This is a genomic window from Methylobacter sp. S3L5C (genome assembly GCF_022788635.1).
Taxonomy (GTDB): domain Bacteria; phylum Pseudomonadota; class Gammaproteobacteria; order Methylococcales; family Methylomonadaceae; genus Methylobacter_C.
Genome location: NZ_CP076024.1, coordinates 294196 through 318903 on the forward strand (window position 1 = coordinate 294196; position 24708 = coordinate 318903).

Sequence of the window (24708 nt, forward strand, 5' to 3'; positions counted from 1 at the left end):
TTTTCAATAGCCTATTTTATCGCAACTTATTGTTTTGTATTAAATAATTTATTACCGTTCAAACACTATTTACACCCCGTAATGATCACTTTTACGGCGACTCATATTATCTCGCCTCATTCTGCGCACTGCCAAAGGATGCTCTGAAAAAGTTTCGTGCTGTTCCATTCCCAGAAATACACATTTACCACTTTGGCCTTCATAGCTATGCTGAAAGTCATAAATAAATTCCATCACGGTATGATCAACCAGATAAGTATTGTTCATTTGGAAAATGATGGTTTTACCTTTTTCCAGATTGGCTAAAGCGGTCTTCAATGACATAAAGTTAGAGAAAATCGCCGCGCCGACTATGCTGACAATAACAGTGTCGGTATCTTTCTGCTCAATAACAAAGTGGATCTTAAACAGGTTATTTAACCTAACGCCACGCACCAAATGGATAGTAAATTCGGTCAGGATGCCGATAGCAACGCCGATTAATAAATCAGTTGCCAACACACCGATAATCGTCACCACAAACATAAATAACTGTTCTTTACCAACGCTCATAACTTTAGCGAATTCTTTGGGCGAGGCCAAACGAAAGCCGGTATAGACCAACAATGCCGCCAGTGCAGCTAGAGGAATGCTATGAATCAGTCGTGGAAACAGCACTACGAACAATAACAGTAATGTGCCGTGAAAAAAATTGGCCCACTGGGTTTTTGCACCGTTATTCACGTTAGCCGAACTACGCACGATCTCTGCAATCATTGGCAGGCCACCGACTAATCCGGCCAACAGATTACCTGCACCGACGGCTGTCAAGTCACGATCAAGATTGGAATGGCGTTTATACGGATCAAGTTTGTCCACCGCCATGGCGCTAAGTAAGCTTTCCAGGCTTCCGACCAGGCTGATACTGATAACGGCTTCCCAAAACTCCAGGGTGGAAAATTTTGAAAAATCGGGAAAATAAAAGCTGGACATAAAATTTTCAGATATCGCGACCAAAAATTTAGGGCCGACAGTTTCTTCGTGATGTGGTAAAAAATGTGCATCCGGTAAAAATAAATACATGTGCTCATGTTCCAGATCAAAATACCGTGCCAAACCCATTCCAGCCAACACGACAATCAATGGTGCCGGAATCATCTTTAAGGTGGGGTTTTTTATCACCGACCAAATAATCAATATGATTAGTCCGGTTAGGCCAATAATGGCAATTTCATGATTAAGATTAACAATACTGTGTGGAATCTGTGCGATGGTTGAAAACAGACTGCTGCCTTTCTCCGGCGTAGTGCCGAGCATAACATGGACCTGTTTGGCCATGATAATGATGCCGATAGCCGCCAACATGCCATGTATTACTGATGCCGGAAAAAAAGAGCTCAGTCGTCCGGCTTTAAATACGCCCATCAAAACTTGTATGGCGCTGGCAACGACAATGGCCGCCAAAGTATAGCGATAACCAGCCATCGCATCGCCTACACCCAGTTCTTGCACAGCACTAAGTACTACTACAATCAAGCCGGCGGCGGGTCCGTTAATAGTGATAAATGAGCCGCTGATTCTTGAAACCAGTATTCCGCCAATAATGGCAGTGATAATACCAGCCGAGGGTGGGAAACCGGAAGCCATGGATATACCCAAGCATAGCGGTAAAGCGATGAGAAAGACCAGAAATCCTGATAGTAAATCGTTACGCCAGTTTTCTTTTAACCCGGCCAGGCCGGTTTTGGGTAATGCCGGTAGTGAAGCTTCACTCATACAAATCCTCGTTTTTGATAATAGTGTTTTTAATTTGATATAAGCGATTATTGTGCCAACTAGTTGTTAGTGTTGTAACACATTAATTTTGTGTATGTATTAGCTTATATTCACAATCAAATAGTGGTGATAAACGATGGAGATGGGTGCAAAAAAACCTGATAGTGGTTTATTTGCACCATAGTTGATGAAGGTTATCTGTTCGATTGTGTAATTTATACAAAATGTATGCTTAAAGATTTAAGTCAAGGTGACTTAAATCTTTAAGCTGATGCTGTTGCCGAAGATATCAGTGCTTTTGTTGTTGGCTTTTTATGCGAAGAGGTAGTTGTGTTTGTCATTGACAAAAAAAACCGCCCTGGAGAGCGGTTTTTCATTACAGCGCTAAAAAATTTATGACACGTACCTTAAAGCAATTTTTTACGTTTTGACATTGAAAGTAGACCCATCATACCTGCGCAAAAAAGCCATAAAGCTTGTGGCAAAGGGACTGCAGTTACGGTTAAACCAACAAATTTTTTCTCAATAAAGGCAATATCATGCTTCATATCTGATTGAGCGAACAGAATATTTTCAATAGAGACAAAGAGCGAGCTAATTGTGTTAGGAGCGAATGCCAAATTGGCAGTCGTTACCCAATTAGTTGTACTGGCAAGTCCTGTTTGAGCAAAAGGATTTACCGACTCGATTTTGCTTACATAATCTTGAAAAGGAAATATCACGTCTGACGCTCTTAACTCGCCTAAGTCAGCAACCTTGGCATTGGCTCCGTTAAGAAGGTAGTCGCCTTTTTCAGTCAATGCAATATTGGTTATATGATGACCATCTAACCTGTCAATTTTCACTTGGAAAGTACTTGAGGTTAAAGCTGTAGAACCGCCATCCAGACTTACTGCTTTGAAATTTGTAGGCAAAAACACTAATGAATTTCCACTCACTGTAGGTGTTCCAAAAAGTCCATTTAGGACATTATCGTAAGTGAATGAAACAGTATCACCATTGACCGTAACTATAGAGGCGTTAGAAGTTCCTGAAACAGCAATAAAAAGAAACGCAAAAAATATTTTTTTAAAAGTAGACATAATAATTACCTTAATTTAATTTAATTTAAAAAACGTACCAAGACTTAGTCTGCCATTAAAATGAACGAAAAAAGTACGTGCCAGAAAATGCTTTAATCAACTGGCTCTTACAATTAAGCAAAAAAAATGCCATGTTGTAAATAATTATTAATTTCAACGGGTTGCCGGTTGTTGGTGATTGCTGTTTCGTCACTGTTAATAATGAATTGTAAAAAATCCTGACACATTTGTAGTTTTTTTCTGCTTTTATCGAAAATTAATTTACATATTTTAGAATGTCGATGTTCGAGTGCAAATATTAATTTAAAGGTTAATCTTAACTAAAAGCACGGTGCTTATGGTGATAGGTGCCTTTTAAAAACGCACTTATAGACATTTTTTAATTTTGATAAAGTGTAAAAATTCTGGGAATTTTTAATAATTCCGGACGTTTTTCACTGCTCGTAGTTGGTTTTCTATTCTCGAACAGCCTCTAATACTGCTACCGCAAATATAAAAAACAAAGTCAGAGGCTTAAACATGCCTCGTTTCTTGGCACCATCAGCAAAGGAAAGGGTTTTGATCGGCGTTTGACTGCCCTTGGCTGGCTCTTACGTTTTTGTTTTCCAATGGCCGTTGATGCCATCGCTTTTAATAATTCACGCAAGGCGCTTATGAGTTGGTTCCCTGTCAAGCCTACCATCTGCTTGGCGGCTTGAATGACCAGTTGCACTGCTGACCTGAAACTCAGTTGGCGGGGTATCTTCTCATGCAGGCTGGCTACCTGTGCCAAATTGCCACGAATGATGTTGTATGCCAATAAGTGGATAGCTATCTCCTTGCTTACCATGTCAGGTTTTTTGCACCGTAATATTTCCATGCCCATATTGGTTTTGATGGAACGAAAATCCAGCTCAATTTTCCAGCGCTGTTTATAAAGCATAGCCAGCTCTTGCTTATGAAAGCCCTTTGCATTCAGTAAGGTGGTCAAATAGATTCTGCCGTTTACCGCAAACTCTCGGACGGTAATCGATTCCGGCAAGTCGCTATAGTCCTGCTTGGACATCCACACCGGTTTCCGTTTGGGTTTCGTCCAGTCAATCAAATGATCTCTTGCACCCAGGTAGACACCCAAGCTGAAATCTACTTTTTTCCGGGCATGTAGTGGAAATAGCACAGGAATTTCACGAGCCTGCAAGAGCGCAATAATGGCGAAGGTACAGTAATAGCGGTCCGCCATCAGCAAGTCGCCAACTGACAGGCTGCCAAACAGTTGACTGAGTAACGATGTTTCGCCAGTTCCTTTGCCTTGATAGGCTCCCAGGCTATAGTCGAGCACGGTTCCTGCAGCCAAAGAAATCAACACAACCATGCGAGCAATCGGAAAGCCCAAGCCAGGCTTTTGACTATCCAGCTGAGGAAAGTCTGCCTGATTCTCTGGTGTATCTGGCATTTGCACCGTTGCTCCATCAGTAAGGACAACGTTATAACCCTTCCATCGCCACGCGGCCAGAGACTGGTTATGAAGACGCAAACCAGCAGCTGTGGTGGCTGCTCTGAGTTCCTTTAGTGGTAAGCGTTGTCGGGCTTTACAGTAAGGTCCCGTGTTAACCGTATTGGCTGATTGTCCATCGACGATACGATCAATCAATACGCCTGCCACTGCCTGTTTACAGGAACCGTCATCACTTAATACTTGGAAAATGAAAGCTTTAAGCGTGACTAAGGGCAAGAACACCGAGGAGCGTTTATGCGGGGTATTGGCGATAATGTTGGTAATGCTGTCGGCTGAAAAAAATCCTCAACACCTCTAGTCCTTGGGATTGCAAAAATGACTTTTTGAAGCGGTCAATTTGCTGCTGAATACAGTTTTTTTTAATAGCTGGCATGGTTAAGTTATTGATCAGACTCTGTAATACCCAAAATTCTACCAGAATAGTGCTTGATCTTTATCTTATTATTTGCGTATCTAACTGTAACTTATAGATTAATTATATTTGCGGTAGCAGTATTAATATCGGTTGGAAAATGCACGTTGGTTTTTAACACAAAAGAATCGCAACGGCCTCTGATCAGCGCATGAATATCCAGATCCAGTAATTGATAGCCGGCTTGAATAACTTCAGTACTAATACGCGCCATGATCGCTGGCGTAAACAGCTTGAGATTGTCTTTCAAGGTTTGCAGGCGATAGCGTTTGTCGGCATCAAAGCAACCAAGACCGAGCATTTCACGTAGGGTGTTATGCTGATTGGCCAACTCCAGAATGCGATCATAGTCTGTATTCAGTCCTACGCGTAGCGATCCTAACACCAAAATCGACCATTGATTCATACCGGGGCGGCCTTTGTCGATGGCAACGATTTTTGTCACTTCGGCGTCAATTTTAGTAGGCACCACGTCCTCCAGTATTTTAAAAACAGCATCCCTTAATGGCTGAGTCGTATAAATGTGTTGCAAGCCCAGCAAGATGCTCAGATTGCCATCACGGGAGGAAACGTCTATTTTGATATCGGCAATGTCGCGTTGACCGATGCTCATTTGTGCAGTAAATACCTTTCTAATCACTTGATGTTCAAGTTTTTTAGCTTGACTGAGATGATCCCAGATAAATCAAGGAATTTTGGTCAATGCGTTCAGCTGCTATATCATAGTTACTTGGTTGTCAGGCATGATTTATCAGCATTCTTTAAAATCAAGAATTAAAAACTTGAACATTGAGTAATCAGGGGTTTTCCAACGAGAATTTGAAAGTTGAGGCGCTTGTCCGGGAGGTAGCTTTCGCCAAGCCCTTTTCGATGAAAACAATGATCATAATTATCAGTAAGTTACTTGAATTAACCATTTTATACGCCAATAGGGTGTTATTTAATTTTCAATGGCCTATTATATCGCAACTCATTGTTTTTAATTAAATAATTTATTGCCGTTCAAGCACAAATTAAACAAGACGATTTATCAAAAAAGAATTTCACTGTCTAAGAAAACGATGTTAGCGATTGAAGCCAGACTGGAACGTAACCCAACCTTGCCCAAATGGGACATTATGATTCGGCCTATCTGATGGGTAAATTAATTTCAGGAAATCGTCTTAGGCTCTGAAGGACTATATGCTTAATACGGAATAACCGTTTTACAAGATCATGAAGCATGGAGAAGTTAATTCAATGGCGGAGCAATTTGCCTACGCCCCTCGTTTATAGCGGATTCTTCTGCTCGCCTGTTCAAAAGAATGATACTAATACGTCGATTAATCGGATTCAAGGGATCTTGTTCGTCCAGCAAAACCGATGATGACAAACCAATTACCCGCATTAACCTCGATTCATCCATTCCGCCTTCTACCAGTACCCGGCGCGCATCATGAGCACGATCAGATGATAACTCCCAATTACTATAAGTCTTACTTCCTTGGGCAAACGGCTTGGCATCGGTATGTCCGGATAAACTGATTTTGTTGGGCATACTATTTAACGTTGGAGCCAACTCACGAAGAATATCGCGTGCACGAGACTCTAATTCTGCACTGGAAAGACCAAACATCGGACGATTACTTTCATCGACAATCTGAATACGCAGACCCTCAGAGGAAACATCAATCAATAGCTGTTTTCTATAAGGTTGAAGTTTGTGATCAGAGTCAATAAGCGCATCTAATTTATTTTTCATGGCACGCATTTTGATCATCTCTTCTCGCTCCATTAATTCTTTCGCATTTTTTAGATCAAAATCCTTGGAGGGTTGTGCTGGAACCTTATTATTCGCCTGCCCGGATGTTTTAGTCAGATCTTTACCACCACCATGAAGAATAATTGCACTTTCACCAAGGGTACTATTACCTGACAGAGAGACTTTAAGAGGTGTCTTAAAATATTCAGCAATTCCTCCGCGTGTAGAACCATCAACCGAACCAAGCAACCACATCAGCAGAAAAAACGCCATCATAGCTGTCACAAAATCAGCATAAGCTATTTTCCATGCACCACCATGGCTACCGCCACTAATAACTTTTTTACGCTTAACAATAATAGGGCGTTGCGGAGTATCTGCCATACTTACTTAGCTTTTGACTGCCTGATTTCGTCATCGACTTCAGTAAACGAGGGGCGCTCGGTGGAAAACAATACTTTGCGTCCAAATTCAATCGCCAATGCCGGTGGATAGCCATTAAGACTGGCAATAAGGGTAACTTTAATGCAATGCATAGGTTTAGCGGATTCGTGTAATTTATGCTCAACAAGACCTGTCAATGGCGTCACAAACCCATAAGCAAGCAAAATCCCCAAAAAAGTCCCTACTAAAGCATGGGCGATCAACATCCCTAACTCGGCAGGCGGCAAACCAACCGACTCCATGGTGTGTACTACGCCCATCACGGCTGCCACAATACCAAATGCAGGCAAACCATCACCAATTTTCGCTATGCAATGCAAAGGAAATTCACCCTCCGCATGATGAGTATCAATTTCGTTGTCCATCAGGTTTTCAAGCTGAAAAGGATCTATATTTCCGGACACCATTAAACGTAAATAATCAGTTAAAAATTCCACTATATGATGATCAGCTATAATCAATGGATAATCGGTAAATAACTGACTTTCATTAGGATTTTCAACATCCTCTTCAATGGACATCAAGCCATCATTACGAATTTTGCTTAGCATGCGGTAAAGCAAAAGTAATAATTGAATATAAAGCTGACTCGTATGCTTGGAACCTTTGAACAAGGTAGGAATCACCTTGATGGTTGCCTTAATGACTTTCATATCATTACCAACCACAAAAGCTCCCAAAGCACCGCCACCAATCATTAATAACTCTAATGGCTGAAACAGCGCTGCAACATGCCCCCCTGCCAAAGCAAAACCACCAAAGACAGAGGCCAAGACAATAACATAGCCAATAATTACCGACACGTCTTACGCCCTTATTTTACTGGTATTAGCCGCACAAATCTTATAAAAATTGCCCATAATATTACTAGGAGTAATTATGCCAACCGGCATTTCAGCCAAATCGATAATAGGAATACAACTAACATGCAATGTATTGAACAGCGAAATCGCCTCTTGAACTGTGGATTGAAGACTCAATGATACCGGATTTCGTCTCACAATTTGGTGAACTCGCTGGTTAAGGCTCGCCAAATCGCGGGTCGTATAAATATGGGTATGAACATAAGGACTGATAGCTCGAAGAAGATCATTCTCACTCAACACACCAAACAATTTACTGTCTTCTATTACGACTAAATGACGAATTCTTTCGCGCGCAAAAATCTCTTCAACTTCTTGCAAGGCATCATCCAACCGCACAGATAAAACCGGCGCACTCATAATTTCACTAATTTTCATTGTTAACCCTGCAGTTGTTCCGGTGCCAAAATAAAATTTGAACCCATACGCCAAACATACAATCCCGGCATCCCAGTTTCACCCGTCGAATAGGTCGGTATTATCGACTGTCCAGGGATGCCAAACTCATAACTTATCAGCAAAGTGCCAGGCACCATCTCAAGACAGGCTTTCTCCCATAATGCCGACATGGCCGCAGGCGACAAATAAGCGAAAATAACACTATAATTTTTCAAGGAATAATTTTGGTAGTCACCGCATAAAAACACACAAGGTATATTCCTGCAACGTGCCCGCAACCAACTGACCACCCAAGGCAGTGGAGCCATCTCAATGCCGAATACCTTGCAGTCGGGACGCTGGGTCGCCAAGTGCATACAAATTCCTCCCATACCGCTACCCAAATCAAGAAACTGCTGCCCAGGACCTTCTGGTACGAGTTTTTCCACCAAAGCGTGGACTTTTGGATGCGATGGATAATAGGGTACGCGAGTCAAAAAAATTGCCCCATAAATTAACACCAATACCAGCAACGCCACCATAAAGACGATTGGTGGCCAATTTAAGTCCATTGCGTAAAATACAGCCGCAGGAAAAACCGCATTAATAATTAACCACCAATAGGGTAACGAGAGACACAATGTCATGCCCATAGCAAAGCCGACCTGCCACCATACGGACATTTCAGGCGAAAAGTCGATCCCTAACCAGCTAGCTGATTCTGTAGCAAAAATCCGACTTAATAACCAACTGCATAACAGAATTAAAAGAGATATCCATTGCGGTGACGCTGCGATCGTTTTGTTCATTTGAATTCGTTAATCAAGCCACTGAGATTAACCGGGTCGCAACAGCTACTTTACGTGTTTTTCCAGCTCGATTAGGTACATGACACAAACCACAAACAAAATGGTGCTGAGCGTACGGCTGCACAACAAATTCGCCGCCACAGGTTTCACATTGAGCGACTGTCAACATGAAACTATTCAGGAAACGAATCAGTGTCCAAGCTCTTGTCAAAGAGAGAATGGGTTCTTCGCCCTCGTCGGGTGGAACTTGTTCAAGATAAAGCTTATAAGCCTTAATAATCCCCTGAATACCACTCGCATCAGTATGGTCTACAAGTTGCCGGTAGATACCTAAAAAAAGTGATGAGTGAATATTCGGCTTCCAAGTCAGGAACCAATCGACTGAAAAAGGCAACATGCCCTTGGGTGGAGACTCCCCACGCAGTTCTTTGTACAGATTGATCAAGCGATCACGCGAAAGTGATATTTCAGATTCGAGCAGTTGCAACCTGGCACCGAACTGGATTAGTTCAACAGCAAGCTGAATTTCTTTCGATTCTTCAAGAACACTTTTGGGTTTCTTGGCCATCTCGATTTAACCTTTATAATCAGAAAAAATAGTAAAAGTGATCCTGATATCGGGTATTAAATTAACCACTGCATGATCAGCAAATTGTCTCTACAGGCTGCCTGGCCAGTAAAATTGATGTGTGTAAGTGCGCCATTGACTGCACTTTACTATCGTGAGTCAACATGCCAAGAATAGCCACATCGTCAAAGCGAAAACGGGTTAGCATCATTGGACCCCCAGCTAACTTCATAACCTGGGCGATGCTCAAATCTCCAAGTAAATCCGCAATCTCCCGACTGATACCTAAACGAAAGACAGCTTCATCTTTATCCGTTCGGATAAAATGCTGAGCCAGCATCAGATAACTTAGATTGATGTCACGAATTTCCTGCATCATATTATTTGCACTCATACTCTATCTCATTAGTTATGATGACCAGTAAACAAGAAATAGTCATTTGAGGTAATATTGACTGATCCGCCAGCAATCGTAAATGAGTCTAGCGCTGTTAACTAATACAGATAAAAGAACACAAACTACAGGGTTTGTCTTACAAGCCAGGTTATTTAATAGTAAGCTATAACTGACAAAAGGTAGGTAAATAGAGTAATAACCGACATTGCAGCTAAATATAATACACTGAATTTTGTAGTATGACGATATTATTAAACAGGACTTTAAACGTAACTTAATGGCAGCATCCACGCTATAAAATACAAACGAAGTGATTTTTTATAAAAATTATCCAACTAAGAGTCCAAAGTTGATTAAGCAATCATTACTTTTTTTAGGACGTACCGTATGAGTCTTTAAAACTAAGGCGCGCACGACAGGTTACTCTCGCCGGTCCAACACCAGATTGTTATCGAATACATACCGCATAAGCTCAGCGTTGTTACGTAGCACCAGCTTTTGCAAAATACGAGCTCGATACATACTGATGGTTTTAACAGACAAATGTAATTTTTCAGCAATATCACCGACAGACATTCCACTGGCAATTAATTGAATAGTCTGAAATTCGCGGGCAGAAAGGGCTTCGTGAGCATTTTCCTGCATACCTGTCTGCACCCAACTAGCCAGTATCTGTGTCATTGAGGGGGTAATGTACTTATTTCCGGCAAGTATGCAATCAATAGCCGTCAGTAACTGGGCACCAGCAAATCGTTTATTAAGATAACCCGATGCACCTGCCTGAAAAGAGCGAATCCCATAGGTATTTTCGTCACGTGCTGTCAATATCAACACAGGCAGATTAGAAAATTCTTTTTTTATTTGTACCAGTATATCAAGACCATCACGATTATTTAGCATAATGCCAAGCACCAACAGATCTGGCAAATGCTTGCGGCACAACGCCAATGCTTCGCCACCCTCACCAGTTTCTGCCACAACATGAAGGTGATCTGTCTCGTTCACAAGGTATTTTACGGCAAGGCGAATAATATCGTGATCGTCAACTACAATGATTTTGGCAGGATTGATAGGGGATTTAATAGTCTAACCTCATGTTTTTTTATGAGCATACTATACTATAATATCCTTTCAAAAGACCCAGCAATTAAACTTACCTGCTTAACCCACCAAAAAACAGTGCATAAAAACACCTTAGCCAAAATAGCAGTCTGCTTACAATTTAAGTAAATAACTCGACATCGCCTTCCACTTTTGATTTTTTCAGCAACATCAGATAATTCTGCTCGCGATTAAGAACCTCATTATTATGTAAACTGTAGAGCTTTTTAACCAGCACCTTACCACTCTGGGGGAAATAGCATATCTTGCGCGGATATATATCCAGCAGATCCGTCGAAACGACAGGAATACCCTCGGTTTTAAGATAATCCAAAGCAAATGTTGCATTACGCGCACCAATGTTAATTGTTTTCATATGCTTAATTACGGCACCTCCACCAAATAGCTTGGCTTCCAGATTCTGCCGTCTTGCACCCATTTTAAGCAGTTGATTTATTAGCATCTCCATAGCGTAAGAACCATAGCGAGCCGAACTTGAACCCCATCCACCCTGTTCTTGAACATTTTCCGGTAACATAAAATGGTTTATACCGCCGATGCCATTAATAGGATCACGAATACACGCTGCGACACAAGATCCCAAGGTAGTGACCAACATCATATGGCCTGGAGTCGCGTAATATCCACCAGGTAAAATCCTCGCTGCATCAATATTAAAAGTAGTGTCAAAATACAACTTGGGCGCGAGATTGTCCTCATACCAATGAGAACTCATCGTTTAGAAATACTCAAATGAAGCGCCTCATTGGCGACATTATAAACAGTATTACCTTGTAAGGAGAACAGCTCCTGCGCATGATGAAAACTTTCCGAATGCCCGGCAAAAAACAGCGCATCACGACGCATAACAGGTACAATTTTTTGCAAAACCTTATGCTGGGTCGGTTTATCAAAATAGATCATTACATTACGGCAAAAAACAGCATCAAACGGACCATGAATCGGCCAATTTTTATCCAGTAGGTTAAGTTGCTGAAAACTAATCATATCCCGCAATTCCTGACGTACCTGTACACAACCTGCATTACGCCCTGTCCCTTTAAGGAAAAATCGCTGCAGAACATCCGCTGGCAAATTTTCAACGCGCTCCAAAGGATAGATACCAGCCATAGCCGTTTTCAGCACCTGTGTATCAAGATCGGTTGCCAAGATACGTACCGGCGGTGTGTAACTGTCAAACACCTCCACCATAGTCATCGCCATAGTGTAAGCCTCTTCACCGGTAGACGCTGCGCAACACCATAATTTAACAGGATAATCATGCCCGATACTGCGAACATGCTCGGCAAGAATAGGAAAGTGATGTTTCTCACGAAAAAAAGCCGTCAGATTAGTTGTTAGTGCGTTAACAAAAGCCTGCCACTCTAGCTCATCACCGGCTTTGAGAAAATCCAGGTAATCACAAAAACGAATAAAGCCATTAGCACGCAGGCGTCGCCCTACCCGACTGTAAACCATAGCTTTCTTGGTATTGGATAGACTGATTCCTGCATGTGTGTAAATAAGTTGCCTGATGTCCTGAAAATCTGTTTCAGTAAACTGAAAATCACGTCCCAACCCATTCAAATCTGATGTCATTACCATAGATCATTGCCAAACAACATAAACCTTGCCATTTATACATTCCTTAAGAAAGCTATCAACTTAGGCAATTTCCTACGAAGAACATACCCAAGCCGCTGACCTTTCTATTCATTGTCTGCGTGTCAAAATAGTTACGTAGCCAGCTACGTGCCTATTTTTCCGTCTCGGCAACTGCTCCTGCTTTGCTTTATCTCCTACATAATCCACAGGGATGTGGTGAATGCAGAGTTTGCAGGAGCAAATATCTGTCCTTGCAGTCGTTGAAAATCAACAAAAATCCTGCGCCACGTGGGTATATTCATTCTTGGATATTGCCTTAACACGGGACAGACCCGGCATATTTTTTAAGACTGTCAGGTCTAACTCCGATATTTTTATCCCGACTAAAGTATATAGACCTTAGAACTCCTCCCAGTCGTTGGCATCTGCAGCATGCACCAACTTGGGTTTGCTACGTACCATCTTCATTGGGGTGGCTTTGCCCGGATGTTGAGTTACAGGACGAGCTACTTTTTCTTTTGCTGCTGGCACTGAACTGGTTTTAGTCAACTTAAACTCTCCGACTATTTTCATCAAGACTTGTGCTTCCTCTGCCATCGATGCAGCAGCAGCAGCAGATTCTTCCACCAACGAGGCATTTTGTTGAGTGACACTATCCATCTGCATGATTGCCTGATTGACCTGATCAATACCAACACTCTGCTCAGAGGAAGCCGCACTAATTTCGTTAGTAATATCGGTAACATGCCTAACTGAAGAGATTATTTCCGTCATCGTAGCGCCAACCTCGGATACCAGTTTTGAACCACTTTCAACTTTTTTAACCGAGTCAAAAATAAGCAACTTAATTTCCTTGGCAGCATCAGCGCTTTTGTGCGCCAGCGAGCGAACTTCACTAGCCACTACCGCAAAACCACGCCCCTGCTCACCTGCCCGAGCGGCTTCCACAGCAGCATTGAGCGCCAAAATATTAATTTGGAAAGCAATACTGTCCATGACAGAGATAATATCGACGATCTTGTTGGAGGATTCATTAATAAAGGCCATGGTTTGAACCATTTCACTCACCACTACGCCACCTTTTGCCGCTACATCAAAAGTTGCCGAGGCCAACTGATTGGCCTGCTTTGAGTTTTCGGCATTATTTTTAACAGCTGCAGCAAACTGTTCCATGCTGGCAGCGGTTTCTTCCAGTGATGAAGCCTGCTCTTCAGTGCGTTGAGAGAGATCGGTATTACCTTCGGCAATCTGACTACTGGCAGAAGCAATTGCTTCTGCTGCCCAGGTAATTTTTTCTATGAGCTTATGCAGATTATCGACCGTATTATTGGCATTTCGACCCAAAGCAATAAACGAGCCAGTATCATCGCCGTCATCATCGATTCTCTGTGTCAAATCGCCCTTCTCAATACTGGAAAATATTCGACCAAATTCGTTCATCCAGGCATCAACAACCTCAACAATCGTATTAAATCCAACGCTTGACTTTTTGAAGAAGCCGTGCTGGTCAGAATGATTAATTCGCTTTGTCAAGTTACCCTCAATTACCCTATTGATCATCTCGGATAACTCAACCTCTGAGGCATTCTGTGTGGTGCGATCATGCCATTCGGCAACCGTGCCCAGGCGTTCATTGTTGGCACCGAAAATAGCAGTAGCGATAATTTTTACATGATCTTTACCCAGTGTAAATTCGCCTTCAACCGTATCGGTAAGCTTACCCAGCATAGCTGCCTGATGAGCCGGATCTTTATGGAAAGAATCAATATTCATACCCATTACACGATCTGCATTAAATTGTGGCATCTGCTCGCGTATATTAGCTTCTACATGATGCAAGTACGAAATAGCCCGCGCATTAAGATAAGTAACAATACGCTCATTATTGACAATAATTATCCCAACTGAAGCTTTATCCAACGCCAATTTGATACGCAGACTCTCTTCGCTGAAGCGATTGATTTCAGCCTGACTTGATTTTAATGCCGTTGCTATCTTGCTAAACTCATCGGAGCCTTCTACTTCAATAACATGATTAAATTCACCTCGCTCCATGGCCTCACAGGTATTAAGGACCGTTGTTAAAGAACGACTGTAACCACGGATAATAAATTGCCCCAGCCAAGCCATGATAAGCCATACGCCGATCATAAAAACAGCAAAAGTAATTCGCAAGGTTTCAAAGCGACTTGCAGCCGCCATGTTTTTGCTTTGTGCACTAGCAAACTGAAAATCTATCAACTTATCGATATTGACATTGGCGGCAACAAAGAGCTCCAGCGCAATCAGGGTATGTCCTTTTGCATCCTGATAATTCAGGGCTTTCAATGCATTAATAATAGGTTTCACTGCCTCCTCAACATATTGTCTGCGGGCATCAGCAAAATCTTTGGCCAGCTGATTTTCTTGCGCATCGGCAATGTTCGTAAAGTTGCTGTTCCACAAGCTATTAATAGCTTCCATATTACTGTTGATAGTGGCTGCAGATTTTCGGGCAGACTCTGGATCTAGGGCAAGCTCTGGTTTGACGCCCAAGCCTGATATCACCAACACATTGGATAGCGCCACACGAAACTGGGTACGGTTATCCAGCATTAAGAATTTTATTTTATTAAGCGTATCACTGCTTTTCATGTTTTCTGAATAAAGACGAGACATGGTATCTCTGGATTTATCCAGCTCGTAAAGTGCGCTACTACCGACCAGTACTATAATCGTTAGCGAGAGGCCTATCATTAAAGCCAGGTATTTACCAAATTTAGATTGTAGTATCAGCATATAATGCACCTTATGCGAAAAAAGGGGGAGAACAAGGAGTGTATAAAGACATTATTGATAAAACCCGTACTTGCCTAGATTTCACAAATCCGGAAGACATCAAGAACCTCATTACAAATTTTTTTGGTATCTTAACCTTGTTACGTAAAATCAAAACGCTGAATAACAGGCATTTTTATTGCCTCCTAGAGACTGTCCGAGAATAGTGGATAAATTACTTGTTTTATAATGCTACAAGTTTGACACTGTTGATCCATGCCATGTCAGTTCCTTTCAAATCAAGTCCGGTTGAATTTAATCAACACCTGCTATTTCCCGCTAATATTTTTGATTTTCTCCCAAAAAATCACGAATGTTTTCTCTACATCGACCTGTTTGAACAGCTTGATACGAGTAGCCTTTATAGCGTTAAAAGCCAGAACACCTATCATCCCAAGCTTATCGTTGCGATTCTGATATTTGCCTATTGCCAAGGGGTTTTCAGCTCCCAGAAAATCGAAAAACGCTGCCATGAAGATTTATCCTTCATGTTTATCGCGCAAATGAACTGTCCTAATTTTGGAGTACTCAGCGATTTTAGAAAAAATCATGGCAATTTTTTTCAGGATTGTTTTAAGCAAACCGTCAAACTGGCAATGGAGTTGAAGCTGGCTTCCTTAGGCCATATCAGCCTTGACGGCTCCAGGTTTAAGGCTGATACGTCTAAATACAAAGCAATGAGTTATGGACGTTTAAAAGCAAAGGAGCAAACGTTGTGTGCTGAGATTGATGACTTGATTAAGAAAGCCAGTCGTTGTGTCCAAGATGAAGACAAGGCTTATAAAGATAAAATCGGCATGTGATCCCCGAAGATTTGAAATTCAATCAAGACCAGCTGGCTAAAATAAAAGCGGCCAAGCAAGCCCTTGATGAGCGCAAAGAACAGCTTAATTCAGGTAAGGATATTGACGATAAAAAGCAGATTAGCTTTGCCGATACTGAGGCTCGCATTATGGGGAAGAAAGGTGGCAGCTTTTATTATGCCTACAATACCCGGATTAGCGTTGATGCTGATCTGCAAATTATTGTGGCTCAGCATGTCAGTCAAAACGCCAACGACAAACAGGAACTTGAACCAGCCCTAAAAGCAATACAGGACACGGCGGGGCGATTACCTGAGCAACTGAGCGCTGACAATGGCTATTTTCCTGGCGATAATCTACAAGCACTGGAACAGAGCGGTATTGATGCTTATCTTGCCATAGCAATACTTCGGACAGTTTTGATTTGATTAAAAAATAGTCTGGAAGCCTTCAGTATGTGAAGTTGTAATCAACGACGATAACAACTCAACACGCCAAAAGCCTCCATGAACTTAATAGAACCCATTTTTCAGCAAATGTCCAGTGTAGCAAAACCGCAGCGTAAGTTTATGTTCATCTTGCTAACAACCCTGACTTATCTGCCGGGACGGGTAAATTTCCGAAACCTTGGCCGTTATAGTGCTCTGAATGAAAAAACCTTTTCGAGATGGTTTCGTCGCTCGTTCGATTTTGTTACCTTCAATTTGTTGAGCTTGAAGGATTTAACGGATAAGGGTGAATGGGTAGCAGCAATTGATGCCAGCTTTTTACCTAAAAGCGGTCGTAGCAGTTACGGCCTGGACTGGTTTTGGAACGGTTCACAGGGACAAGCGGAACGCGGACTGGAAATTTCACTGCTGGCTTTGGTGGATGTAACACACAATACAGCCTATACGCTGTCAGCTTATCAAACGCCCGCTTTTCCCAAAGCACCGAAGGTACCTGAAGTCGTCAAAGAGTCGACCGTAAATAGCGAAACCAAGGTTGTTCAAGATGTCGAGAAGACACCGAAGAGCAAAGCCGAGAAAACGCCCAAAGAAACCCGGATCACCCGGGTAGATAGCTACCTTGATCACGTCAAACGCGAGACCAAGGGACTGTTAGGGAAAATCCGTTATCTGGTCGCTGACACCTTTTCGCCAAGACCAAGTTTATTAATGGCGTGGTGGAAAATGGCCTGTACGTGGCCAGTAAGTTACGGAATGATGCCGATCTGCGCTGGTTATATACCGGTGAACAAAAAGCCAAGGGTCGACCTCGCATGTTTGCAGGCAAAGTTTGTTTCGATGATTTGTCACGCTTTGAACTGGCCGGAGAAATCGATGGCCAGCACGTCTATACCGCTATCGTCAATTCGCCAACGTTCAAACGTAATCTGCGGATTGTCTATATCGTGCGAGAAGAAAAAGGTAAAACCTATACGGCATTATTATTTTGCACTGACACTGACTGTGCGGCGCTGGACATCCTGCGCTATTACAAAGCAAGATTTCAGATTGAGTTCGTGTTTCGCGATGCCAAGCAATACACTGGACTATGCGATTGCCAAGCGACTTCCGAAGCAAAGTTGGGCTTTCATTTCAATGCTTCACTGACAGCACTGAATTTGCTGCGTCTGGAAGACCGGCAACAGGCCGTGGAAGGTGCCGGCCGCAACGTCATTTCCATCGCCAGTTGGAAGACCCGTAAATTCAATGCCCATTTATTGGAAAAGTTTTCTTGCCACTTAGGGTTGGACTTTACTGCCATAAAATCCAGCCAAGGCTTTGCAGCCCTCTGTAACTATGGGGCTATCGCCGCGTAAACAGTCCGAAGTATTGCCATAGATAAAGGGGAAAAGACCCACAAAATACCGTTGGCTAGTTCGGATCGCAAATTGGTCAAAGCCGACTTCGACTACCAGGAAGCCGATAACACCTTTACCTATCCTGAAGGACAAATTTTAACCATGAAACGCGAAAGCCAAGACGGCAGCCGTGTCTATCAAGACTCATCAAAAGTCTGTGCCGCTTGCCCTCTGCACAGTCGCTGCTGCCAATCAGTTATAAGGGAAGCTCGAATGATCAGCAGCGATAATAAAGAACCACTGCGTCAACAGATGAATGTCAAGATGGAACAACAGTCATCAAAAGACATCTACAGCAAACGCAAAGTCATTGTTGAGCCGGTGTTTGGTCAAATTAAGAATAGTGGCTTTCGTGGTTTCAGTGTGCGCGGTAAAGAAAAAGTCGCCGGTGAATTTTCGCTGGTCTGTGCGGCGCATAATTTCAAAAAAATTGCCAAGGCCATTATTACGGGATTAATCCGTCCAGAATTCAGTAATTACGGTACAAGCCAAGCGATATAGATAAAAATGTGCCAAATAAGGTCGTTATGAGGCCATAATAACGGCAAGATCGAAAAATCCAGGTTAATACTGGAATTTTTTTATATCCATCGGAAGCTATTGCTTCGAATGTCACCATTCTCGGACAGCATCCCAGGACCACCAATATCGGCATGTAATGGATCGGTAGAACCTTCATGCCACGAGTTAAATTTCCAGACAGTCTTTAAGCGACGTTACTGAAACAAATATGGAATTACTACAGTCGACCATTGAGTGGGGTAGCTCCGGCAACGGTGGCAATATCAATTACACGCAGGCTTTTGCCTATTAGCTCAATCAATTGGCAAGTACTTTTTTGAGTGATAATGATCCGTAAAAGGACAAATTAATAACATTAATCTCTCACTTAAAAATCAGACACCGATGGCTAAGATGAAACCCACAACTATTTTTTGACTAAGCCACTAGCCTCTTGGCAAAACAGCCGAGCACTCAGTCAAGCTTAATTTGTCGGATTTTATATCAGCAATTTTTGGTTTTTAGTGCTAATTTTAGCCTACATATTAACGCTGACTGGGTATTAGGACACACTTCAATTATGCTAAATAACATACAAACCATCACAGTTTACGAACATGTGCGAACCATTACCGGGCAAATGCTTGAAGCTGCACATATCCGTGACTGGGAACAAATGACTCTACTGGAATCACGCTGCACTCAATATGTTAACATTCTTAAAACAGAAGGATCTGCAGAACCCCTCAGTGGCGACTTACGCAAGAAAAAAGTACAACTTATTCAGGATATTATGAAAAATGATCGAGCGATACGCGACATTACTCACCCTTGGATGAATGAACTGTCAACGCTGATTAATACCATGGGCACCCAGCACAAGCCTGAGTTTTCCTGCGCGGCCAACGATAACTTCTAATAACCATGCTGCCACCCAAAGTTGACTTGGCCAGTAATTCACCTATCTCGGCAGTCAGTTCTTTAAGGCCACCAGAAACTATAGCCGACCCGCGTCAAGACGGTATTTTTAAACTAGATCAGATCGCTATTGGAAAAACCTTGCAAGGACAAGTGCTGGCGAAATTAACCGATGGCAACTCCCTGATAAGAATACAAAATAATACTCAACAATCTGCACCGAATACTGACATAAAAATGCTTTTACCCAAGGGCTTTCAGATAGGTGACGCAGTACAATTAACGGTACTGTCGAGTGGACAACGACCAACCTTTACGGTGAGTTTGCTAACATCCGCAGATACCGTTACATTAAGTAATGCCGCTCAATTAATTGACAAGGCGCTTAATAACAACCGGCAGGACGAGCAAAACGCACCCCGGATAACAGGGGCATCCCCATTGCTTGATTCAGTCAATACAGACCCGACTGCAATGGCAGCGCAACTACACAAATCGGTTGACAATAGTGGTGTGTTTTACGAAGCCCATTTACGTCAATGGGCTGAGGGCAAGCGTAATTTAGCGCAGATTCATCAAGAACCACAAAATCTTCCTGACCCGGAAAAAACTACCACCAGCATTACTGATCAACCGACTCATTGGCTATCTTTTCAACTCGATACTCTTGAGAACCGGCGATTTGCCTGGCAGGGCGAACTGTGGCCGGGCCAATCATTCCAATGGGAAATAAGTAAAGATCCCGACCACCAAGCTGCGATTCCGGAAACCAATCAAGATCCAATATGGCAAACTGTAGTACGTTTTCAACTGGCCAATCTGGGACAAATTAATGCGACCATTCGTCTCCAAGGAGAGCATGTGCAAGTTCAAGTCAATGTGCAAAATCAAGCGACCACAGACTCACTAAAGAACGCAATTGGGCAACTAATATTAGCTCTAGCAGCGTCAGGCACCGCTTTGGATAATATCACCATACAAGACCATGAAGCCTAATAAGCCCAAATCGTTGCGGAATGCAGTTGCTCTAACCTACCAACCTGGTGGCGGCGCACCAAAAGTTGTGGCGTCTGGCAAGGGCATGATTGCAGAGCAAATCATTAATCTCGCCAAAGAAAATGGTGTTCATGTTCATGAATCCCGTGAACTAGTGGCACTATTGATGGATGTGGAACTTGATCAGGAAATCCCGCCTACCCTTTATAGAGTAGTAGCAGAACTGCTGGCTTGGCTATACAAGATTGAAGCTGCGTTACCGCCGAGTCAAAAATAAGTTTGCGTATTTTCTGTTAAAAAATTAACACAACTTGTTTTATGCTGATATATTAACTGGTGTTATTTGGAAATATTCATTTTTGGTATCACTTTAAACCTGCATATTCATGATATCATGATAAGCAGTAACCAGTTTATTGCGAGCTTGTATGGTAGTTTGCATCGCAATACTGGACTTTTGAGAAGCAATCATAACGTCCGACAGGTTGACTGAATCATCCCCTAGCGAAAAACGCTCACCGAGCTTTTGGGCATTTTGATGAAGGCCATTAACCTGATCCATTTGTGCCTTAAAAACTTGACCAAAATCAACACCTCCCTTGGCCTGCCCCTCGATAACCTGGGATCCAGGAGCGTGAACCGTAGCGACAGCCGAACGCATTTGCGCGACCATGGCGGCAATTTTTCCACTATCGATGGCGATCATTTCAGCACCTTTTAATAAGTTCATAAAATAATAATATATCATGCCTATATTACATCGACAAATTGATAAGCGATGACTTTTCCGCCTTATTCCAGAAAACAGATACCAGCACAGGCCTGATAATGATACAGCGCACCACAAACTTTTCTCAACAATAATGTCCTTATCTGTCAACTATTTTTCCCCGAACTCCCTTACTCCAAGGTCTTTTATCTGTGGCAGCTGAAGGACAAAATAACGCATTCAACCTCTTTTTACAAAGCCCCTTTGGGAAAAATCTGGCACTGGGAGCGGGCATTGCCTTAGTGATGGGTATTATGGGGGCGGTATGGATGTGGGGGCAAAAACCTGATTATCGGGTGCTACTGTCAAACTATTCTGACCGCGACGGCGGCGCAATCATTGATGCCTTGCAACAAATGAATATCCCTTACCAATATGCAGAAGGCGGTGGAGCCATTCTTGTGCCGGCAGAGCGGGTACATGATGCCCGACTTAAACTGGCAACTCAAGGTCTACCCAAGGGCGGCACAGTGGGCTTTGAGTTAATGGAAAATCAGAAGCTCGGAGTATCTCAATTCCTTGAACAGATAAATTTTCAACGAGCTCTGGAAGGAGAATTGGCACGCTCCATCAATTCCATCGCCAGCATTCAGACATCTCGCGTCCATCTGGCAATACCCAAACCAACGGTATTCGTGCGTGAAAAGCAACTACCAACTGCCTCTGTACTCCTTAATTTATATCAGGGCCGCTCCCTGGACAAACAACAAGTTAATGCCATCATGCATCTGGTTTCCAGTAGCGTGCCTGAACTGACAACAAATAACGTTACCATAGTGGATCAAAATGGCGCCTTATTGTCCTCTCTCGACAACCCTGGCGATAATAACCAGCTTGATCCCAATCAGTTAAAATATGTAAAGGAACTGCAAGATGGTATTGTTCGGCGCATCGAATCGATTTTGACACCGATGGTGGGAGCAGGCAATATACGCGCAGAAGCATCAGCGGACGTAGATTTCTCACGTAGCGAGCAAGCCGCAGAAACCTATAAGCCAAACGGTACGGCAGAAAATTCTTCAAAGCGTAGCGAACAGTCCAACGAATCCAGTAACAGCGATACCGATAAGGCCGGAGGTATACCCGGAGCCAGTTCCAACCAACCAGGACAAGCAGTAACTCCACCAGCCCCAAATACGCCAGCCCCAACCAAGGCAGCAACAGCCCCCGTAAATACCCAAAAAGAAAGCACCATTAATTACGAGATCGACAAAACTATCCGCTACGACCAACACCCGATGGGCAACATCAAGCGCTTGAGCGTGGCGGTACTGGTCAACAACAAAACTGAAACAGATGAAAAAGGCAAATCGATAGTAAAACAACTTACCGATGCCGAAAAGGAACAAATTACCGGATTAGTCAGAGAAGCCATGGGCTTTAGCAAAGATCGTGGCGATTCGCTCAACGTAGTCAACACTGCATTTACCTTAACGCCTCAAGAAATCTTGCCTGAGCAGCCCTTCTGGAAACAGTTTGCTACTCTGGACATGGCTAAAACGGCAGGCCAATACCTGATTTCCGGCCTGATTATCTTGTACCTGTTTTTTGCAGTTTTACGCCCCATGATCAGACGCTTATCGACACCACTGGTCGTGCCAGCATCCAACATAGAGCCAGACTCTACAGCAAACAAAGCAAATTCCATCACAACAGCTAATCAGGAGGATTATTTGCAGACCGCAAAAAAAATGGCTACCGAAGATCCTCAGATGGTAGCCAACATCGTAAAAAACTGGGTTCGCGAAAATGAATGAGGTTGGTGTTAATAAAGCAGCCATCCTGATGCTTGCCTTAGGACAAGACGAAGCTGCAGAGGTAATGAAATTTCTTGAGCCGCGCGAAGTGCATAAACTTGGCATAGCGATGTCAGCCATGAAATCAGTTTCCAATGAATCACTGGAAACCGTACTTAATGACTTCCGTCTGGAGACAGAAAATAGCAACTCTTTAGGTGTTGACTCAGACGACTACATCCGTAATGTATTAACAAAGGCACTGGGTGATGTCAAAGCAGGCTCATTGCTTAACCGAATTCTGGTAAAAAAAGAAACTGGTGGCTTTGAAAGCTTAAAGTGGATGGATGGAAAAGCGGTTGCCGAACTGATACACCTCGAACATCCACAAATAATTGCCACCATCCTGCTCCAACTTGAGCCCTACCACGCCAGTGATATAATAACCGAACTAGGAGAACGAACCCGCAACGAGGTTATACTTCGTATCGCAACGATGGATGGTGTACAACCGGCTGCGCTCCTTGAACTAAACGATGTTCTGACTACATTACTAAACGGCAATGAAAACAACACCAATAAACCCCTGGGCGGTATCCGAGCTACGGCCGCAATCATGAACTTTATGAATGCTGACATCGAAACCTCAATCATGTCTAAATTAAAGGACTTTAACACCGAAATTGCCCAGCAGGTCACGGATGAAATGTTTGTCTTTGATAACATAACCGATATTGAAGATCGCCATATCCAAACTGTATTACGCTTCGTACAATCAGAGTCTTTAATTATTGCACTTAAAGGTGCCAAGAATGAAGTAAAGGAAAAAATCCTTAAGAATATGTCACAACGCGCAGCCGAAATGATGCGCGAAGATCTGGATGTAAAAGGGCCGGTACGTTTATCAGAAGTTGAGAAACAGCAAAAAGAAATCCTGCAAATTATACGTCGACTGTCTGACGAGGGGCAGATCGCCTTAAGCAAAGGAAATGATGCCTATGTCTAATGATAAATCACCTCAACAGACAGCCTACCAACGCTGGGAACTGGCATCGTTGGACGAAAATGAAGTCCCTGAAAAAATAGAGCAAAATCTCGACATTGCCAAGCTCACCCAGGAAATGACGGCTGCACGTGACGAAGCTTATCAGATTGGGCTTGAAGAAGGGCGAGCCATTGGCCTAACTAAAGGTCATGCTCAAGGACTCACCCAAGGCATTGCAGAAGGTCACCAACAGATAGCGGCTATTGGCGAAGTACTCTCGAAAATTAATCGGCAATACCAGCAGGAAATTCATCTGGCCCATGAAAGCACCGCTAGTCAACTACTCGAACTGGCGCTGGACATTGCGCAGGCCATGCTAAAAACCGCATTACCTGTTCGCCCCGAACTATTATTACCGGTAATCGAACAAGCAGTAAATGCCCTTCCCTCTTTACAGTTGCCCGCAACACTTTATCTGAATCCACTGGATACCGATCTGGTTCGAACAGCGCTGGGTGAAGATTTGCAACAGTCCGGCTGGCGACTGTTAACAGATGGAAATATTGAACGTGGTGGCTGCCGCATCGAAACCGCTACCAACGAAATTGATGCCACGCTGACAACTCGCTGGCGACGATTGCAACAGTCATTAGGCCAAAATACTGACTGGTTAACCACGCCCTAAAC

At 43.0% G+C, this 24708-nt stretch carries 24 protein-coding genes and 2 pseudogenes; 11 read left to right on the forward strand and 15 right to left on the reverse strand.

The genetic code is table 11. The features are described from left to right. Nucleotides 1–69: 69 nt before the first annotated feature. The 14 genes and pseudogenes from KKZ03_RS01395 to KKZ03_RS21880 form a co-directional block, all read right to left on the reverse strand. The gene (locus tag KKZ03_RS01395) at nucleotides 70–1755 is read right to left on the reverse strand and encodes a SulP family inorganic anion transporter (protein WP_243219576.1); all 1686 of its coding nucleotides are present in this window, start codon (nucleotides 1753–1755) and stop codon (nucleotides 70–72) included. Between the two features lie 407 nt (nucleotides 1756–2162). Then, nucleotides 2163–2837, reverse strand: coding sequence for a hypothetical protein (locus KKZ03_RS01400; protein WP_243219578.1), 675 nt, complete (start codon nucleotides 2835–2837; stop codon nucleotides 2163–2165). Nucleotides 2838–3342: 505 nt separating this feature from the next. Further along, nucleotides 3343–4705: pseudogene (locus KKZ03_RS01405) on the reverse strand (IS4 family transposase). Between the two features lie 91 nt (nucleotides 4706–4796). Further along, nucleotides 4797–5357, reverse strand: a complete 561-nt coding sequence (locus KKZ03_RS01410; protein ID WP_243219582.1) for a hypothetical protein — start codon at nucleotides 5355–5357, stop codon at nucleotides 4797–4799. Between the two features lie 618 nt (nucleotides 5358–5975). Continuing rightward, a complete protein-coding gene (gene motB / locus KKZ03_RS01415; RefSeq protein ID WP_243219584.1) occupies nucleotides 5976–6869 on the reverse strand; it encodes a flagellar motor protein MotB in 894 nt (297 codons plus the stop codon). A 2-nt stretch (nucleotides 6870–6871) separates the two neighbouring features. Next, complete coding sequence (gene motA, locus KKZ03_RS01420) at nucleotides 6872–7732, reverse strand: flagellar motor stator protein MotA (protein ID WP_243219592.1); 861 nt, start codon at nucleotides 7730–7732, stop codon at nucleotides 6872–6874. Nucleotides 7733–7735: 3 nt separating this feature from the next. Continuing rightward, nucleotides 7736–8170 carry a CBS domain-containing protein gene (locus KKZ03_RS01425; RefSeq protein WP_243219604.1) on the reverse strand — a complete coding sequence of 145 codons (435 nt, stop codon included), beginning with the start codon at nucleotides 8168–8170 and terminating at the stop codon, nucleotides 7736–7738. 2 nt (nucleotides 8171–8172) lie between these two features. Next, on the reverse strand, nucleotides 8173–8979 hold the full coding sequence (locus tag KKZ03_RS01430) for a cyclopropane-fatty-acyl-phospholipid synthase family protein (RefSeq protein WP_243219607.1): 807 nt from the start codon (nucleotides 8977–8979) through the stop codon (nucleotides 8173–8175). Between the two features lie 13 nt (nucleotides 8980–8992). Then, entirely contained in the window at nucleotides 8993–9547 is a 555-nt protein-coding gene (gene flhC, locus KKZ03_RS01435) for a flagellar transcriptional regulator FlhC (protein ID WP_243219616.1), read from the reverse strand. Between the two features lie 76 nt (nucleotides 9548–9623). Next, nucleotides 9624–9941: a flagellar transcriptional regulator FlhD gene (gene flhD / locus KKZ03_RS01440; RefSeq protein ID WP_243219633.1), complete on the reverse strand. Its 318-nt coding sequence runs from the start codon at nucleotides 9939–9941 to the stop codon at nucleotides 9624–9626. 423 nt (nucleotides 9942–10364) lie between these two features. Next, nucleotides 10365–11027: a response regulator gene (locus KKZ03_RS01445; RefSeq protein ID WP_371744917.1), complete on the reverse strand. Its 663-nt coding sequence runs from the start codon at nucleotides 11025–11027 to the stop codon at nucleotides 10365–10367. Nucleotides 11028–11166: 139 nt separating this feature from the next. Beyond that, nucleotides 11167–11781 carry a chemoreceptor glutamine deamidase CheD gene (gene cheD, locus KKZ03_RS01450; RefSeq protein ID WP_243219636.1) on the reverse strand — a complete coding sequence of 205 codons (615 nt, stop codon included), beginning with the start codon at nucleotides 11779–11781 and terminating at the stop codon, nucleotides 11167–11169. Then, a complete protein-coding gene (locus KKZ03_RS01455; protein WP_243219638.1) occupies nucleotides 11778–12644 on the reverse strand; it encodes a CheR family methyltransferase in 867 nt (288 codons plus the stop codon). The genes cheD and KKZ03_RS01455 overlap by 4 nt, the downstream gene beginning before the upstream one ends. Before the next feature lie 405 nt (nucleotides 12645–13049). Next, nucleotides 13050–15428, reverse strand: a complete 2379-nt coding sequence (locus KKZ03_RS21880; RefSeq protein WP_305852364.1) for a methyl-accepting chemotaxis protein — start codon at nucleotides 15426–15428, stop codon at nucleotides 13050–13052. A 260-nt stretch (nucleotides 15429–15688) separates the two neighbouring features. Here KKZ03_RS21880 and KKZ03_RS01470 point away from each other — a divergent pair, with 260 nt between their 5' ends. The 8 genes and pseudogenes from KKZ03_RS01470 to KKZ03_RS01505 all read left to right on the forward strand — a co-directional run bounded on the left by KKZ03_RS01470 (nucleotide 15689) and on the right by KKZ03_RS01505 (nucleotide 20808). Then, the gene (locus tag KKZ03_RS01470) at nucleotides 15689–16270 is read left to right on the forward strand and encodes a transposase (protein ID WP_243219639.1); all 582 of its coding nucleotides are present in this window, start codon (nucleotides 15689–15691) and stop codon (nucleotides 16268–16270) included. Between the two features lie 11 nt (nucleotides 16271–16281). Next, nucleotides 16282–16698 carry a transposase gene (locus KKZ03_RS01475; protein ID WP_243219640.1) on the forward strand — a complete coding sequence of 139 codons (417 nt, stop codon included), beginning with the start codon at nucleotides 16282–16284 and terminating at the stop codon, nucleotides 16696–16698. Nucleotides 16699–17531: 833 nt separating this feature from the next. Next, nucleotides 17532–17819: pseudogene (locus tag KKZ03_RS21940) on the forward strand (IS4 family transposase); the annotation flags it as partial. Between the two features lie 18 nt (nucleotides 17820–17837). Continuing rightward, nucleotides 17838–18074, forward strand: coding sequence for a hypothetical protein (locus tag KKZ03_RS01485; RefSeq protein WP_243219642.1), 237 nt, complete (start codon nucleotides 17838–17840; stop codon nucleotides 18072–18074). Nucleotides 18075–18125: 51 nt separating this feature from the next. After that, entirely contained in the window at nucleotides 18126–18617 is a 492-nt protein-coding gene (locus KKZ03_RS01490; protein ID WP_243219643.1) for a transposase, read from the forward strand. Between the two features lie 580 nt (nucleotides 18618–19197). Further along, entirely contained in the window at nucleotides 19198–19536 is a 339-nt protein-coding gene (locus KKZ03_RS01495; RefSeq protein WP_243219644.1) for a flagellar protein FliT, read from the forward strand. A 5-nt stretch (nucleotides 19537–19541) separates the two neighbouring features. After that, a complete protein-coding gene (locus tag KKZ03_RS01500) occupies nucleotides 19542–20531 on the forward strand; it encodes a flagellar hook-length control protein FliK (protein WP_243219645.1) in 990 nt (329 codons plus the stop codon). Further along, the gene (locus KKZ03_RS01505) at nucleotides 20521–20808 is read left to right on the forward strand and encodes an EscU/YscU/HrcU family type III secretion system export apparatus switch protein (protein ID WP_243219646.1); all 288 of its coding nucleotides are present in this window, start codon (nucleotides 20521–20523) and stop codon (nucleotides 20806–20808) included. The genes KKZ03_RS01500 and KKZ03_RS01505 overlap by 11 nt, the downstream gene beginning before the upstream one ends. A gap of 93 nt (nucleotides 20809–20901) precedes the next feature. Here KKZ03_RS01505 and fliE read toward each other — a convergent pair whose 3' ends face one another. Next, nucleotides 20902–21261 (reverse strand): flagellar hook-basal body complex protein FliE, encoded by a 360-nt coding sequence (gene fliE / locus KKZ03_RS01510; RefSeq protein WP_243219647.1) that lies wholly within the window; start codon nucleotides 21259–21261, stop codon nucleotides 20902–20904. Between the two features lie 191 nt (nucleotides 21262–21452). Here fliE and fliF point away from each other — a divergent pair, with 191 nt between their 5' ends. The 3 genes from fliF to KKZ03_RS01525 are packed head-to-tail and all read left to right on the forward strand — an operon-like array spanning nucleotide 21453 to nucleotide 24706. After that, nucleotides 21453–23057 (forward strand): flagellar basal-body MS-ring/collar protein FliF, encoded by a 1605-nt coding sequence (gene fliF / locus KKZ03_RS01515; RefSeq protein ID WP_243219648.1) that lies wholly within the window; start codon nucleotides 21453–21455, stop codon nucleotides 23055–23057. Further along, nucleotides 23050–24042 carry a flagellar motor switch protein FliG gene (gene fliG / locus KKZ03_RS01520; protein ID WP_243219649.1) on the forward strand — a complete coding sequence of 331 codons (993 nt, stop codon included), beginning with the start codon at nucleotides 23050–23052 and terminating at the stop codon, nucleotides 24040–24042. The genes fliF and fliG overlap by 8 nt, the downstream gene beginning before the upstream one ends. Continuing rightward, the gene (locus KKZ03_RS01525; protein WP_243219650.1) at nucleotides 24035–24706 is read left to right on the forward strand and encodes a flagellar assembly protein FliH; all 672 of its coding nucleotides are present in this window, start codon (nucleotides 24035–24037) and stop codon (nucleotides 24704–24706) included. The genes fliG and KKZ03_RS01525 overlap by 8 nt, the downstream gene beginning before the upstream one ends. Nucleotides 24707–24708 lie beyond the last annotated feature (2 nt).

What these genes read in the sequence shown, in the direction of transcription:
- KKZ03_RS01500 (WP_243219645.1), top strand. Translation starts at nt 19,542, where the DNA reads ATGCTGCCACCCAAAGTTGACTTGGCCAGTAATTCACCTATCTCGGCA.
- KKZ03_RS01495 (WP_243219644.1), top strand. Translation starts at nt 19,198, where the DNA reads ATGCTAAATAACATACAAACCATCACAGTTTACGAACATGTGCGAACC.
- KKZ03_RS01455 (WP_243219638.1), bottom strand. Translation starts at nt 12,644, where the DNA reads ATGACATCAGATTTGAATGGGTTGGGACGTGATTTTCAGTTTACTGAA.
- KKZ03_RS01425 (WP_243219604.1), bottom strand. Translation starts at nt 8,170, where the DNA reads ATGAAAATTAGTGAAATTATGAGTGCGCCGGTTTTATCTGTGCGGTTG.
- KKZ03_RS01410 (WP_243219582.1), bottom strand. Translation starts at nt 5,357, where the DNA reads ATGAGCATCGGTCAACGCGACATTGCCGATATCAAAATAGACGTTTCC.
- KKZ03_RS21880 (WP_305852364.1), bottom strand. Translation starts at nt 15,428, where the DNA reads ATGCTGATACTACAATCTAAATTTGGTAAATACCTGGCTTTAATGATA.
- KKZ03_RS01525 (WP_243219650.1), top strand. Translation starts at nt 24,035, where the DNA reads ATGTCTAATGATAAATCACCTCAACAGACAGCCTACCAACGCTGGGAA.
- KKZ03_RS01395 (WP_243219576.1), bottom strand. Translation starts at nt 1,755, where the DNA reads ATGAGTGAAGCTTCACTACCGGCATTACCCAAAACCGGCCTGGCCGGG.
- flhC (WP_243219616.1), bottom strand. Translation starts at nt 9,547, where the DNA reads ATGGCCAAGAAACCCAAAAGTGTTCTTGAAGAATCGAAAGAAATTCAG.
- flhD (WP_243219633.1), bottom strand. Translation starts at nt 9,941, where the DNA reads ATGAGTGCAAATAATATGATGCAGGAAATTCGTGACATCAATCTAAGT.
- fliE (WP_243219647.1), bottom strand. Translation starts at nt 21,261, where the DNA reads ATGAACTTATTAAAAGGTGCTGAAATGATCGCCATCGATAGTGGAAAA.
- KKZ03_RS01470 (WP_243219639.1), top strand. Translation starts at nt 15,689, where the DNA reads ATGTCAGTTCCTTTCAAATCAAGTCCGGTTGAATTTAATCAACACCTG.
- KKZ03_RS01505 (WP_243219646.1), top strand. Translation starts at nt 20,521, where the DNA reads ATGAAGCCTAATAAGCCCAAATCGTTGCGGAATGCAGTTGCTCTAACC.
- motB (WP_243219584.1), bottom strand. Translation starts at nt 6,869, where the DNA reads ATGGCAGATACTCCGCAACGCCCTATTATTGTTAAGCGTAAAAAAGTT.
- KKZ03_RS01430 (WP_243219607.1), bottom strand. Translation starts at nt 8,979, where the DNA reads ATGAACAAAACGATCGCAGCGTCACCGCAATGGATATCTCTTTTAATT.
- KKZ03_RS01400 (WP_243219578.1), bottom strand. Translation starts at nt 2,837, where the DNA reads ATGTCTACTTTTAAAAAAATATTTTTTGCGTTTCTTTTTATTGCTGTT.
- fliG (WP_243219649.1), top strand. Translation starts at nt 23,050, where the DNA reads ATGAATGAGGTTGGTGTTAATAAAGCAGCCATCCTGATGCTTGCCTTA.
- cheD (WP_243219636.1), bottom strand. Translation starts at nt 11,781, where the DNA reads ATGAGTTCTCATTGGTATGAGGACAATCTCGCGCCCAAGTTGTATTTT.